We start from the raw sequence: 13,334 nt of genomic DNA on the forward strand, positions 1-13,334 counted from the left end.
TGAGCGCGCTCGAGCTCAGCGACGAGCTGCCAAGGTAGTCGTAGCCAGCTAACTCAACTCATCAAAGATAACAGTTCATCTCACGGTGTCGTGCCATGGGGTGGCTAACTTGTTCTTGCAATTTGCGAAATAAAAAAATCCTACCAACTGGCAGGATTTTTTGTTTACTTCTTTTCTTCTGGCTTTGGCGGAATAACCGCTTTGCCACCTTTTAAAATGTGCTTGTAGTTGACAACGGTTTTGCCTTTGAGGTCTTCGACCATCATTGCATCAGCATCGTCAAAGCTGTCGATGGTCAACATTGCAGAGTTGACGTACAACTTTTGCACAGTACCTTTGAAGCTCAGTGGAACATTAGCGCTTTTGCGCACGGTGACCAAATCACCCACGGCGATTTCTTCTGCCATAACTGTGTTTCCCCCTAAAATGATTTAGTCTATTATAACACACTTAGCCCACCGCTTCGTCGACAGCCATATCGATCGCCGCCGGAACCATTTGGTTAAGGCTGATCACGATGCGAAACAGCAGTTCACGTGCGGTTTCTAAATCGCGGGCATCAAAGTGATGGATCTCGACGATGGCAGAGTGCTCATAAAGTTTGGTGATCTGTCCGGTAAAATCATACAGCATATTGCCATTGGCGCAACAACGCACCAACATTCCTGGTGTGAATTCAGTCATAATGATGTCCTCCTAATGGTTTATATTAATTGTAACCATTTGCAGGCACCACTTGCCAATTTGACGCTTGTGAATTTTTACGCGCGAACTTGGCCATCACCTAAAATTTGATATTTGATCGTGGTCAACTGATCCAACCCCATGGGACCGCGGGCGTGCAGCTTTTGCGTTGAGATCCCGATCTCGGCGCCAAAGCCGAATTCATAGCCATCTGTGAAACGCGTTGAGGCATTGACATACACACACGCCGCATCGATTTGCCGCAAAAATTGTTGGCTAGCCGCATAATTAGCCGTGATGATTGCTTCTGAATGTTTGGTATTATGCGCATTGATGTGTTGGATGGCTTCAGTTTCCGAATCCACCACCTTGACCGCCATGATCAAGTCATTGTATTCGGTATCCCAATCTGCGTCAGTGGCTGGGATCATGTCGGGCACGATGGCGCACGCACGTTCATCCCCGCGCAATTGCACCCCATGCGCTTGCAAGGCTTTAGCAATACTTGGCAAAAAGGCTTGCGCCACATCTCGATGGATCAACAATTTTTCCGCCGCGTTGCAAACACTAGGCCGTTGGACCTTGGCATTGACCGTAATGTCGATGGCCATTTGCAGATCAGCTGCAGCATCGACATAAATGTGACAATTCCCCGCCCCAGTTTCGATCACTGGCACTGTGGCTTGTTTGACCACGGCTTGGATCAAGCCGGCACCGCCTCGGGGAATCAACACGTCAATGTATTGATTCAAATGCATCATTTGATTGGCGATTTCGTGACTAGGATCTTCAACCAATTGCACCGCCAAAGCTGGCAGGTCCACAGACGCCAACGCCGCTTGCAATACTTTGACCACTGCCAGATTCGACCGCAATGCTTCTTTACCACCACGCAAGATCACTGCATTGCCGGATTTTAACGTCAACCCGGCGGCATCTGCGGTCACATTTGGCCGCGCTTCATAAATGATCCCAACCACGCCAAGCGGCACGCGCTGTTGAATGATCAACAACCCGGCTTCATTGCGCCAAGCTTTATCTGCTTTGGCGGTGGGATCAGCCAACGTCGCCAATTGGCGCAAACCATTCGCCATATCGGCAATGCGCGCCTCAGTTAAGGTCAAGCGATCTAAAAACTTGCTGGCTTTAGCCGCTTCAACATCTTGCGCATTCGCTGCTAAAATTTCTGGCGTATGGGCGATCAATGCATCGGCCATCGCGATCAAGCCGCGATTTTTGGCCGCATTATCCAATTGCGCCAAAACGCTTGCGGCTTGTTGCGCTTGTTGTCCTAAAGTGATCAAATCAGCTGCTTGCATGACTTTTTCCTCCTTATGCTTGAACGGTTGTATGTTTGCCAAACCAAGTGCCAACGTCTTCTCCTGCCAATACGCGCAAGATCACGCGTGGATCTGCCCCACTACATAACACCATCGCCTTGCCAGCTTGCATCATGGTTTGCGCCGCTTTGAGCTTAGTGACCATGCCGCCGGTGCCAAAGCGCGTGGAGCTGCCACCAGCTGCTTGTAAAATGTCTTGGCTCAAATGCGTCACTGCTTCTAGCTTGCGCGCATTTTGATACTTGTGAGGATCTGCGTCATACAAACCGTCGATGTCTGACAACACCAACAACAGATCAGCGCCGATGCGGCTGGCCACCAACGCAGACAATTGATCATTATCACCAAAAGTCGTGCGGTGATCCATTTCGTCGACAGCCACCGTATCATTTTCGTTAATGATCGGCACGATCGATTGTTGCAACAAAGTCTCCAATGTATCCAATACATGCTGACGACTGATCGGATAATCAAACGTGTCATGCGTCAACAGCATTTGGCCAACTTGGGTGTCATAATCAGAAAAGCGTTGGATATACAGCCGCAACAACTCGCCTTGCCCCACGGCAGCGATGGCTTGTTGTTCGGCGATGGCAGCCGGACGCTGGGTGAGGTGCAATTTGTCCAACCCGACCCCAATGGCCCCACTGGATACCAACACCACTTCGTAATCTTGATTATTCAACGCTGCCAAGGTGTAGGCTAAGCGGTCGATGGTTTGCAAGTTGACCTTGCCATTTTTGTGGATCAAACTACTGGTGCCGATTTTCACCACGATGCGGTGACAATGCTGCAGACTGCGAATCATATGTTCCTCCTGAGCCAAAAAGCGTGCCTTCGATCGAGGCACCCAGATCTGGGCGGTACCATCCTCGTTCGAAGCCACGCTTCACACTTTTACAAACTGATTATTCAAATTCATTGATCGGCGGCTTGGATTCGGGCACGTTGTTGCACTTTCAGCAGTTGTGCATCTTTCTGTGAGTCCCTACTATGACCACTTAAGGGCATCATACCCGCGCTACTTACAAAAGTCAAGCGCCATATGCGAGCTTGATCACGTGTTCGGCGATGGTGTTGATCCGCGAAAAATCTAGCGTCGCCTGATCGTGACCATGCGTCATGATCACCAAAATAAACCGCGCCCCATTTGGCAAGGTGACGATCGCCGCGTCATTGTTGACGTCATTTAAAAAGCCGACTTTATCTTGGACGGTGCCCCCAGTGCCTGCTGCTTGCGGAATTCCTGAGCGGTAAACTTGTTGCGCCATGTCAGTGAGCAACCAGTTTCTCAAATTGGCAGTTTGAAACGCACCAGTGCCTGCTTGCAGTTGCGTCAGCAGCGAAGCCAAGGTATTGCTGGAGGTTTGGGCGGCTTGATCGGCGCTGAAAACAGTATTCCAGCCTTGGCTTTGTAAATAACGATCAATCGTGGCATCCCCGTATTGGGCCAGCACACTTTCGGAAAAATCATTGGCTGAATTCACCACCATTTGATCAAAACCTGACTGCGCCGTCGTCGTCCAGTCATACCCATGACTGAACAAATACGCCGCAATAAACAACTTATAAGTGCTGGCTGCAGTTTCTAACGTGTCCCCGTTGACGGCAGCCGTCAAACTGCCTGAGTTATATACCGCATTTTTGGCCGCAGCCGACCCAGCTTGCGGCGTCAGATTTTTAAACGTAACGCTGACGGTGTGATCTGACCCAACTTGAGTCAAGTAAGCTTGGACTTTGGCTTGGATCGCTGCGCGTTTGGCATTGGTTGTGGTGTCTGCGCTTGAACTGGTGGCGACACTGCTCGTTGATGCCTTCGCGTCAGTGATTTGCCGATCACGGCCACTGACGACTTGTTGAACGCCAAAAGCGCCGCTGATCACTGCCAAGAAAGCCAGGCCTAACGCCAGCGTGCGCACAATCACATGTTTCATCTCGATTTCCTGCTTTCACATTGAACTGATGTATTGAGTTTACAAGAGTCAATGTGTCAATTCGCGGCTAAAGTGTGAATGAATTGTGATGAAAGCGCGATCAATCTCAGTCATGCCCGTTGCATGCAGTAGTACTTTTTCCTGTCAAAGGAAATGCGTAAGTAGCAAAAACAAGGTAGCCAGCGCATCAGCGCCCCTTGTCCACAAACGTTGCACGTTCTTGTTTACCTTACAACGCTAGGAAGCGTTGACGATGACACAAGCATTATTCTCCCGCACTTGGATCAAACTTGACCTTGCATGAGCTTCAAAATGCACAAGCAGATCTGGCCACATTGCAGGCAAAAAAGTTTTAGATAACGCTTGCATTTTTGCTAAAGGTGTGTTATCTTGACATTCCAATTAAAAGTCCGTTGAACCCTTTTAATTGGCAAATCACAAAAAGGTTCTATGTTCAAAGCAAGTCGGCAGGCGTAAGGTACACGTCTGAGGCTTGTGGCACCAAAGCCATCGTGGGGCCGTAGCGCGATGGTATGATTTCCGTGGGCCTTAAGGGCGGTGGCGTGCCGAAGAAAATTGTCACCCGTAACTCCGGCAAAAAGTGAGTCACGATCAGCTGATCGCATCGATATTGGTATACTTGTCACAGTTGTTGAATCAATCGACCTAGCGCAGGCTCCGATCCATTCATCCTTCTTCAAGCTATCAACTCCCTGCAATCAGCGCGTGCAAAACCCGGTCTCCACCTGCGCCACCGTTTTACCCACAGTGATTTTGTGCTGTGGCCGTATGAGAGCCCACGGGCTTAACAACGGCTGAGATACCTGGCTCAGCTCTTACAGACGATAACAAACGCCCAACCAAGGGCATAATGGGCACATTTTCAGCTTTGGGGCTGGAGATGTGCCTTTTTTGAGGCTTCAAACGAGCGTTAATCGACGCTCTGTGCTAATCTCAAAATTGGAGGTGAAGCCATTGAAATTTCACGAATTCTTGAAGCTGCCTTTTTCAGATACAATTTTAGCAAATTTTTTGCATGTCTCATTGCCTACCATTGGTAAGTTACGACGCGATGAGCCCTTGAGTCGGGCGACTTTGAAAAATATCGGTCGCCGTCTACAACTTGGCGATACTGAAATTGTGACTGAACTGGAACGTCTCAAAACGCAAAAGCGCGAACCGCCCATCACTTTAGACGTCAATAACCTAACGATAACTCATCAAATTCATCCGCGTCCTTTAGCAGCCAAAAGTGGCGTATATGCACTAAGTTGCGTATTCATCAACCCTCACGAACTGATTGTGACAATCGTCCAAGACACAACTCGACTTGAAAAACGGATGAATCATGCACTTTATCAAGACCAGTGGCAACGTTTATCCCCATGCCCGCTTGACACCTTGACCCCTTCACAATTACAAGATCTGATGCGCTCGGTTTTCCACAAGCAAAAAGCCCGTCAAGTCGTAGTGGATCGCAAATATTTTGATCACGCCTTCTTGCCTTTTTTAGCCACGATCTTGCCGCTGTTGAAAACAACACCCGCTGAGCAACCGCTTGATTTTTATTTCGATCATCAATTATTGCCAAGAGCCATTTCACCAATGGTAATGATCGACCAGCAAAACATGTTGCGCGAGTTCGCGCAGCTCAATGATCTCAGCCAAGTGCAACTGCACACGATCGATGTAGAACAAAACCTTGCCGTTCAAGCTGCCCGTTTGGTTGCCTTGGCCACCAAAAAGCTACCTGCTGACCAACTAGCCATCAGTCATATCCGGTTACAAACAATCAACCAGGCCCAACAAGCGACGATGATGCGCGAATTTTTACGCTTTGAAAAACGCGCCCATTAAAAAATCCCGACTGGTCAGTCGGGATGGGGCAAAATGAACCGGGGGGAACGCTTTGCCAGTGAATGAGCAGAAATAAGGAAAGTGCTTCACTCACCAGGTCCATTATACAAGTTCATTCGCAGATTTGCACCATTAAAATGAATTCGCTGCCAATGCTGTTAACATCGTCTTTAAGTAGGCAATAAATTGCTGATAATCAGCCAACGTCACATTCTCATTAGGCCCATGTGCCGCAGAGTTGGCATTGCTGATCCCAACTGAAATGATTGGCGCGTGATTGATTGCAAAGAAGTATGGCATTGGACCAGAACCAGCAGAATTTAATACCACACTGACGCCGTCTGGATATTCTTCCCGCGCTGCCTTCAACGCCGCTTGAACAAGCGGATGGTCAGGATCAGTCCGAAACGCCGGTTCGCCTAACAAGCCGGTGATTTCAATATCAGCAAAGCCATTGGCATCTAGCGCTTGTCTCACGAGTTCAATGGTATGTGCCACAGTTTGGCCAGGGACGATGCGAAAATCAAGCTTAGCAATGGCCACATGTGGCAGGATCATTTTGCCAGTGCCTGGGCCTTCATAACCACTGGACAAGCCATTGATGGTAAAACTTGGTGCCGCTACCAAAGCCGCTGCTGGCTCAGATGTGGTTGCTGGCCGTGTTAGCCCAGCATTTTTGGCATACGCGGCGTAATCAAATTCAGAATCTGCAACAATTTGTTGTTGCGTCGGCGTCAGCGCAATGATGTCGTCATAAAAACCTGGAATCGTGATCTCACCATCACGATTTTTTAGTGTCGCCAAAGCTTGCACCAAATGCCAAGCTGGGTTTTCTGTGATCGCGCCTAAGCTGGAATGCAGATCATGATCAGCGTTGCGAGCAACCAATTGAAACGCGACGCCACCTTTGACCCCCAGTGAGAACTTCAGCTGACCCTTTTCATCTTTGCCGCCAGACTCCCACAGACAAAAATCAGCTTTCAATAAATCGGCATACTGCTTGAGCAAGACTTCCAAGTTGGGACTGCCTTGTTCTTCTGCCCCTTCAACTAAAAACTTCACGTTCACAGGCAACTTGCCGGCAGTGCGTAGATCTTCGATTGCCGCCAACCGCGCAGCAAGTTCCCCTTTATCATCATTAATACCGCGGGCGAACAACTTGCCATCCCGCTCAGTCAGCGTAAATGGGTCGCTGTCCCATAATTCAAGGGGCTCAGCAGGTTGCACATCATAATGGTTGTAAAACAACACAGTGACATCAGTTGGCAATTGTGCTGGAATTTCAGCATACACCGCGGGGTTGGTCACATCGGTGGTGAGAATCTGGACATTTTGGGCGCCAATTTGATTAAAGTGATCGCGTAAGAATTCGGCAGTCGCTTGAATTTGATTGTGTTCATGTAGTGAAACGGATTGAAACGCGAGATATTGTTTAAGAAATTCAGCTTGTGGAAACATAGGCGACCTCCTTTTTGGTTACTTCTTATAAAAAGCGTTTTTGTAATAGGTATCGGCAAACAACGTGTAGTGAATCCCGCCGACTTTGCGATTGATCAAGCGATCATTGGCACTTTGAAAAACGGGAATATAACCTGCGACGTTGACGACCCGCGCATTGGCGGCTTGTTCTTCGCTTAAACGTTGGGCAGGCGTTTGGTTAGTGGTGGTATCAACTGTCTTCATCAAAGCTGTGTACTTATCATCTTTGAATCTGGAGAAGTTAGAAATGTTAGTTGCCGTGGCAGTGTCTAAGTAATCCGAGGCATCTTGAATATTTGAATTCCAGCTCATCAACACAGCATCAAAGTCACCATCTAACGACCGTTGGATCCGCGTTTGCTTAGGCACGCTGGTCACTGTCACGCTTAATTGCGGCAATACTTTGGCCAACTGTCCTTGGATGTATTCTCCAACTTGCTTGTCGACTTCATTATCTGCCGTCAATAAGGTAAAGCTGAGCTTGGACTTGCCAATTTCACGTAATGCTTTTTTGAGATAAGCTTTGGCCTTGGCTGGATCATAAGTGATCGGCTGGGTGGCTTCAGCAGTGAAATCCTTGCCAGTAGCAGGATCTGTGACTAAGCCCTTAGGCACAAAAGCTTTGGCCGGTTGTGAGCCGTCTTGCAAAACTTTTTTCGTCAACTGCCGACGATCCAATGCGTATGAAACTGCGCGGCGCAAATCGACATTATCCAGATCTTTGCGCTTGGTGTTGAACTGCAAATAATTCATATTCGCAGCTGGGGTCTTTTCTAAGGCTTTGTTATGCAGATTCTTGACGATCATCGCGCCAGAAATCGGCGCATCATCAAGTTTGCCTGATGCAAACAAGTTGTTGGCAGTTGCCGCATCTTTGACCACACGGACATGCACATCGTCGATTTTCACGTGTTTGGCATCAAAGTAATGGGTATCTTTGACATAATCCCATTCATCCCCAGTGCCATCGTAATCTTTCAGGCGGTAAGCCCCATTTGAAACCGTGGTTTTAGCGGTTGTCCCAAACTTATCGCCATATTTTTCTACTGCCCGTTTAGAGGTTGGGTAATATTCAGTCAATTGGGAATTGTAATATGGCACCGGTTGGGACAACTCAATTTTTAAGGTGTATTTATCTGGTGCTGAGATCCCGAGTTTGCTGCTTGGCATTTTGCCATTTAAGATGGCTTGATAGTTTTTGATATTTTCAAACTTATACGCAAATTCGGTTTTGGTTTTAGGATCAACAATGCGTTGGATCGAATAAACAAAGTCCTTGGCGGTCACTTGATCACCATTGGAAAAATAATTATCGTGACGCAACGGGATCGTGTAAGTCAACCCACCATTAGTGGGTTTGACCACTTTGGTTGCCATGGCTGGAATGATTTTACCTGAAGCAGAGCGGGTGTAGATCGCCGTCATGATCTGTGACATCATATTGCTGGAAACATTATCCACTGAATGTGCCGGATCCAAAGAACTTGGCTCAGTGGATACGGCGACGTTTAAGACCCGATTTTTAGATGCGGCTTGCGGCTTTTGGGTGTAATGACGAATGGCGACCCCGCCGCCGATCACTGCAACGATTGCAACTGCTAATACTGACTTTTTCATGTGGTGATACCCCTTTTCGTAATACGAAAAAACCGTCCATAACAAACAATGTTGTTAAGGACGGTTTCCCGCGGTGCCACCTTAATTCGACTTCAAAGAAAATAAAATGCCTAGCAGAATAGACTCCTGCTAGGCGCTTTGCTTATTCAGTGAAATCACTCTTAGCCAAGCGCCAACACGCTTGCGACAACTGACGTATGCCAACACGTTTCCCCGTACTCATTTCGGGGGAACCCTCGGTGGTCCATTTAACTGCCTGCGTTCGACGACACTCTCAGCACCGGTCGCTCTCTGTGCGCGCACAACAATCTTGATCTCCACCTCATCGGTTTGTATGAACGATTATTCGATTGACCCAATGCTATAACGAAATGATGCTGACGTCAACCCTCATCCTTGGCAAAATAAACCAAAACATTATTTTCGCCTAGTCACCCAATGCTTTTGCGGCATGGCTTGCAACACTGTCGTCAATAAGATCAACGCGCTGCCGATCAATTCAGGCGCAGCCAAGCGCGTCCCTAATACGCCCACTGCCACAACGGTTGCAGTCAACGGTTCAAAGGCACTGAGCATGCCAGTGGCACTGGCATCAAGATACGCCAATGACTTCAAATAGAGCAAATACGCCAACGCGGTCCCACCGACGACGATAAAGCCGATCCCAAATAAGTGGTTCACACTTAAATGTGCTGGTGCCGCCAAAACAACGCGCGGCAAAAAGACCAATGAGCCGATGATCATCGCCCAGCCGACGACTAACCGGGCATCAAATTGTTGCAATAATTTGCGTGGCAACAGCGTATAGCTAGCTTGACTGACCCCAGCCAACACGCCCCAGATCACTGCCGGCACCGACAGCGCTAAGCTAGTCAAATGCCCTTGTGTCACCAACAAGAATGTTCCCACTAACGCCAACCCGATCGAGATCATATCCACACGCCGCGGCAGTTGCCGATTGGCAGCAGCAAGATAAACAATGATGAATAACGGGCCAAGAAATTGCAGTACTGTCGCCGTGGCCGCATTGCCATAGCTGATCGCCATAAAATACGTGGCTTGTGACGGCATCATCCCCAATAATCCAAAGATGATCAATCGCCAACCTTGGCCGACTTTAAAAATCGTCCACAAAGACTGCCGCGTGTCGATCGCAAACCAAATCAGCAATAAGAGTCCGGCCGACAACAACCGGACGCCGACTAACCAAGTCGGTGACACTTGAGCTGCCGCAAATAAGTATTGGGCTACCGATCCGGAGATCCCCCAAAGCATGGTACCAACAATGGCATAACAAATTCCGCGCGGCTTTTGCGAGCGCGTCAATGATCCTGAAAGTTGCATTTTGATTATCCGTTCCTATCTTTTATTTCAATAGTTATTGATTATAAGCATTTTGTCCGCCAAACTCAATTTGAACTTCGCTTTATCAACGCTTGAAGGTTTATCATGGTTTTATGATGAGCCACAGGTTGACTGTGATTTACATTTCCTAATATTGGCCGATCTCACATCGCGTTTGTGACTACGAGGAGGAAAAATAAATGTTTGATTTTACTACGGTACCTGAACGTCGTGGCAGCGACTCGATTAAATGGTCTGGTCCTAAATCTCAACTGCCGATGTGGATCGCAGATATGGATTTCCAAACTGCCCCAGCGGTGATCGATGCCTTACAGCAAAAAGTCGCCACTGGCATTTTCGGCTATGAAGAACCGCCGCGTGCCTACTTTCAAGCAGTCAGCGATTGGTATGAAAGTCGCCATCATGCACCGATCCCGTCAGCTTGGCAATTATTTGCTACCGGCGTGATCCCCGCTTTAAGCGCGTCGCTGCGCCGTGTGACCAACGCCGGCGACTCAGTGGTGGTGCAAACGCCGGTTTATAATATGTTTTTCAATGCGATTGAAAATGCTGGCCGCCACGTTTTGCCCGCTGAACTGGCTTATGATCACAGCACCCACACGTACCACATCGATTGGCAAGCGTTGGAAACTGCTTTGGCGGATTCTTTGACCTCGGCGATGATCTTGTGCAACCCGCATAATCCGATCGGCCAAGTGTGGACGCGCGATGAACTCACGCGCATGGCGACGCTTTGCAACCAATACGGCGTCACCTTATTTGCAGATGAGATCCATGGCGATCTGACCTTGAATGATCAACAGTACACCCCGACTTTCACCTTAGCGGACAATTTGCGCAAACATTTGATCACGTTGGTATCGCCAAGCAAAGCTTTTAATTTAGCAGGGATCCACGGCGCCACGGTGATCGTTTCTGATCCGACTTTGCGGGCAAACATTGCCCGTGGCTTAAGCGTTTATCAAGTCAGTGAGCCTAATTTAACGGCAATTCCTGCCACGATCGCCGCTTACACCAAAGGCGCGGACTGGTTTGAGGCGTTGCTGCACCAACTCAACGAAAACGTTGAAACAGTGCGGAAATTTGACTTAAGAGAGGCTATCGTCACGCCTGCTAGTGCCACGTATCTATTATGGGTGGATGTTTCAGCTTACACCCATGACAGCGCTATGCTCACCGCTTTTCTTGAATCCGAAGTGGGCTTAAAACTCAACGCCGGCAGTGATTACCGCGGCAACGGTCATGATTTTGTCCGGTTGAACGTGGCTTGTCCGCCGACGTTGTTGCAAGAGGGCTTGAGCCGCTTGCAACATGGGCTTGACTTATTTTCAGCACAACAGTCATGACAGCTATGCTTGACAAGATTAAAAAACCGTTGTAAATTTATGGCAATTACAAGTTAGGAAGTAGCCATATGACACGTTGCTTGACCACATCGCCACGATTTTTCTCCCGGTATTTCGGATAGTCATCCGATACGCCCGGGAAATTTTGTGGCGCGCGGATGACTGAATGCATCCGCGCGTCAAGCTGATATCACTTTTAAACGAAGTGACCTTGACACCGGATGCAAATGCGTCTGGTGTCTTTTTTAACTGCAAAAATAGAAAGAAGGAACTTTCATGCCAAAAACCAAACCCAGCTTACTTAAAGATCTCAAACATACTTATGATGGCCTAGGCGCCAATCCCATTCGCGTATTTGATGCCAAAGCCAGCAAAATCGCCGGAGTCGTTAAATTATCCTTAGGCGAACCTGACTTCAATGTGCCAGAACATATCAAACAAGCCGCCATCAATTCGATCAAAAACAACGAATCTCACTATGCGCCAACACCAGGCTGGCCAGCCTTCCGCCAAGCCGTCGTGCATTTTCTCAAAGACCGCTATGATCTGGACTATGATCCCAATAGCGAAGTCACCGTCACTGTTGGCGCCACTGAAGCGTTACACGCCTGCTTGGACATTGCCTTGAACCCAGGCGACAAGATCTTACTGCCTAGCCCAACTTTTTCTTTGTACGACCAATTGGTGCGCATCAACGGCTCGCAACCGGTTTACATGAATACTGAAAGCACTGGTTTTGTGCTGACGCCTGAGCAATTGCAACAAGCCATCGACAAAGAGCACCCCAAAGCAATTTTGTTAAACTTCCCGTCAAATCCAACTGGTGTGACCTACAGCAAAGCCCAAGTGGAAGCTTTGGCAGCAGTGATCGCCAAAACCGACTTGATCGTGATCTCAGACGAAATTTACTCAGAACTGACTTACGGTTCGACGCACTACTCCTTTGCCAAAGCGTTGCCAGAACAAACGTTGCTGATCAATGGCGTGTCCAAATCTCACGCCATGACTGGCTGGCGCATCGGGTTTGTCGCTGGTCCGGCAGACTTGATGAAAAAAGTGATCTTGGCACATGCCTTTAACGTCACCTGTCCATCCAACCCAGCCATGGCTGGGGCCATTGAAGCTTTATCTACTGAAGCCGGCCGTGAAGACTCACTGGCCATGAAAGCCGAATACATCAAACGCCGCGATTTTGTTGTGGCGGCGATGACCAAAATGGGCTTTGGCGTCCCAAACCCAAATGGCGCCTTTTATGTCTTTGCCAAGATCCCTGCAGGCTACATTCAAGACGGCAATGATTTTTGCGATGACTTGCTGTATAAAAACAAGCTAGCATTGATTGCCGGCAACGGCTTTGGCCCAGGTGGGGAACATTATGTGCGTTTGAGCTACGCGGCTTCTATGGCGGATTTGACAGAAGCGATGAAGCGCCTACAAGCTTACATCGATGAAAACAAACCGGCTTGATCACTTCAAAATTCCTGATTGCCATCAGGAATTTTTTTTGTGCTGATTTCCAGCAAGCCTGACACATAATTTTTTCTTATGATGCCGACAAACCATTTTCACCTGCGCTATCATGAAAGGTACTGTCAAACGTACCTCGTTTAAATTCATAATTTCCGAACAATAAAAAACACCCGAACGTCTTCTTCTGATATTCTTGGTGTGCAACCAACAAGAAAATCCAGAAAGAAGGATTCGAGTGCATA

11 protein-coding genes are annotated in these 13,334 nt (G+C 48.3%); 3 read left to right on the forward strand and 8 right to left on the reverse strand.

Annotated features, from left to right (window positions below; all coding sequences use genetic code 11):
• Positions 1–164: 164 nt before the first annotated feature.
• From ACKTSG_RS11765 to ACKTSG_RS11785, 5 genes are all read right to left on the reverse strand, one after another.
• Positions 165–407, reverse strand: coding sequence for a hypothetical protein (locus ACKTSG_RS11765; RefSeq protein ID WP_407894995.1), 243 nt, complete (start codon positions 405–407; stop codon positions 165–167).
• Between the two features lie 43 nt (positions 408–450).
• Complete coding sequence (locus ACKTSG_RS11770; RefSeq protein ID WP_407894996.1) at positions 451–684, reverse strand: hypothetical protein; 234 nt, start codon at positions 682–684, stop codon at positions 451–453.
• Between the two features lie 77 nt (positions 685–761).
• A complete protein-coding gene (locus tag ACKTSG_RS11775; RefSeq protein WP_407894998.1) occupies positions 762–2,003 on the reverse strand; it encodes a glutamate-5-semialdehyde dehydrogenase in 1,242 nt (413 codons plus the stop codon).
• Positions 2,004–2,016: 13 nt separating this feature from the next.
• On the reverse strand, positions 2,017–2,832 hold the full coding sequence (gene proB / locus ACKTSG_RS11780; RefSeq protein WP_407895000.1) for a glutamate 5-kinase: 816 nt from the start codon (positions 2,830–2,832) through the stop codon (positions 2,017–2,019).
• 226 nt (positions 2,833–3,058) lie between these two features.
• Positions 3,059–3,958, reverse strand: coding sequence for a serine hydrolase (locus tag ACKTSG_RS11785; RefSeq protein WP_407895002.1), 900 nt, complete (start codon positions 3,956–3,958; stop codon positions 3,059–3,061).
• A gap of 1,341 nt (positions 3,959–5,299) precedes the next feature.
• On the opposite strand from ACKTSG_RS11785, the gene ACKTSG_RS11790 reads away from it, so the two are divergent.
• Positions 5,300–5,815 carry a hypothetical protein gene (locus tag ACKTSG_RS11790; protein WP_407895004.1) on the forward strand — a complete coding sequence of 172 codons (516 nt, stop codon included), beginning with the start codon at positions 5,300–5,302 and terminating at the stop codon, positions 5,813–5,815.
• Between the two features lie 132 nt (positions 5,816–5,947).
• Here ACKTSG_RS11790 and ACKTSG_RS11795 read toward each other — a convergent pair whose 3' ends face one another.
• The 3 genes from ACKTSG_RS11795 to ACKTSG_RS11805 all read right to left on the reverse strand — a co-directional run bounded on the left by ACKTSG_RS11795 (position 5,948) and on the right by ACKTSG_RS11805 (position 10,255).
• Complete coding sequence (locus tag ACKTSG_RS11795) at positions 5,948–7,273, reverse strand: M20/M25/M40 family metallo-hydrolase (protein ID WP_407895006.1); 1,326 nt, start codon at positions 7,271–7,273, stop codon at positions 5,948–5,950.
• 18 nt (positions 7,274–7,291) lie between these two features.
• Positions 7,292–8,911, reverse strand: a complete 1,620-nt coding sequence (locus ACKTSG_RS11800) for a peptide ABC transporter substrate-binding protein (RefSeq protein WP_407895008.1) — start codon at positions 8,909–8,911, stop codon at positions 7,292–7,294.
• A gap of 417 nt (positions 8,912–9,328) precedes the next feature.
• Positions 9,329–10,255 carry an EamA family transporter gene (locus ACKTSG_RS11805; RefSeq protein WP_407895010.1) on the reverse strand — a complete coding sequence of 309 codons (927 nt, stop codon included), beginning with the start codon at positions 10,253–10,255 and terminating at the stop codon, positions 9,329–9,331.
• 200 nt (positions 10,256–10,455) lie between these two features.
• Here ACKTSG_RS11805 and ACKTSG_RS11810 point away from each other — a divergent pair, with 200 nt between their 5' ends.
• Together ACKTSG_RS11810 and ACKTSG_RS11815 are read left to right on the forward strand one after the other, a co-directional pair.
• Positions 10,456–11,622, forward strand: coding sequence for a MalY/PatB family protein (locus tag ACKTSG_RS11810; RefSeq protein WP_407895012.1), 1,167 nt, complete (start codon positions 10,456–10,458; stop codon positions 11,620–11,622).
• A gap of 276 nt (positions 11,623–11,898) precedes the next feature.
• Positions 11,899–13,089, forward strand: a complete 1,191-nt coding sequence (locus tag ACKTSG_RS11815) for an aminotransferase class I/II-fold pyridoxal phosphate-dependent enzyme (protein WP_407895014.1) — start codon at positions 11,899–11,901, stop codon at positions 13,087–13,089.
• Positions 13,090–13,334: the final 245 nt, after the last annotated feature.

The organism is Lacticaseibacillus salsurae, assembly GCF_045862175.1.
GTDB classification, from domain to species: domain Bacteria; phylum Bacillota; class Bacilli; order Lactobacillales; family Lactobacillaceae; genus Lacticaseibacillus; species Lacticaseibacillus salsurae.

Excerpts from the sequence above, each read along its gene's own strand:
- ACKTSG_RS11765 (WP_407894995.1), bottom strand. The coding sequence starts at position 407 with ATGGCAGAAGAAATCGCCGTGGGTGATTTGGTCACCGTGCGCAAAAGC.
- ACKTSG_RS11770 (WP_407894996.1), bottom strand. The coding sequence starts at position 684 with ATGACTGAATTCACACCAGGAATGTTGGTGCGTTGTTGCGCCAATGGC.
- ACKTSG_RS11775 (WP_407894998.1), bottom strand. The coding sequence starts at position 2,003 with ATGCAAGCAGCTGATTTGATCACTTTAGGACAACAAGCGCAACAAGCC.
- proB (WP_407895000.1), bottom strand. The coding sequence starts at position 2,832 with ATGATTCGCAGTCTGCAGCATTGTCACCGCATCGTGGTGAAAATCGGC.
- ACKTSG_RS11785 (WP_407895002.1), bottom strand. The coding sequence starts at position 3,958 with ATGAAACATGTGATTGTGCGCACGCTGGCGTTAGGCCTGGCTTTCTTG.
- ACKTSG_RS11790 (WP_407895004.1), top strand. The coding sequence starts at position 5,300 with ATGAATCATGCACTTTATCAAGACCAGTGGCAACGTTTATCCCCATGC.
- ACKTSG_RS11795 (WP_407895006.1), bottom strand. The coding sequence starts at position 7,273 with ATGTTTCCACAAGCTGAATTTCTTAAACAATATCTCGCGTTTCAATCC.
- ACKTSG_RS11800 (WP_407895008.1), bottom strand. The coding sequence starts at position 8,911 with ATGAAAAAGTCAGTATTAGCAGTTGCAATCGTTGCAGTGATCGGCGGC.
- ACKTSG_RS11805 (WP_407895010.1), bottom strand. The coding sequence starts at position 10,255 with ATGCAACTTTCAGGATCATTGACGCGCTCGCAAAAGCCGCGCGGAATT.
- ACKTSG_RS11810 (WP_407895012.1), top strand. The coding sequence starts at position 10,456 with ATGTTTGATTTTACTACGGTACCTGAACGTCGTGGCAGCGACTCGATT.
- ACKTSG_RS11815 (WP_407895014.1), top strand. The coding sequence starts at position 11,899 with ATGCCAAAAACCAAACCCAGCTTACTTAAAGATCTCAAACATACTTAT.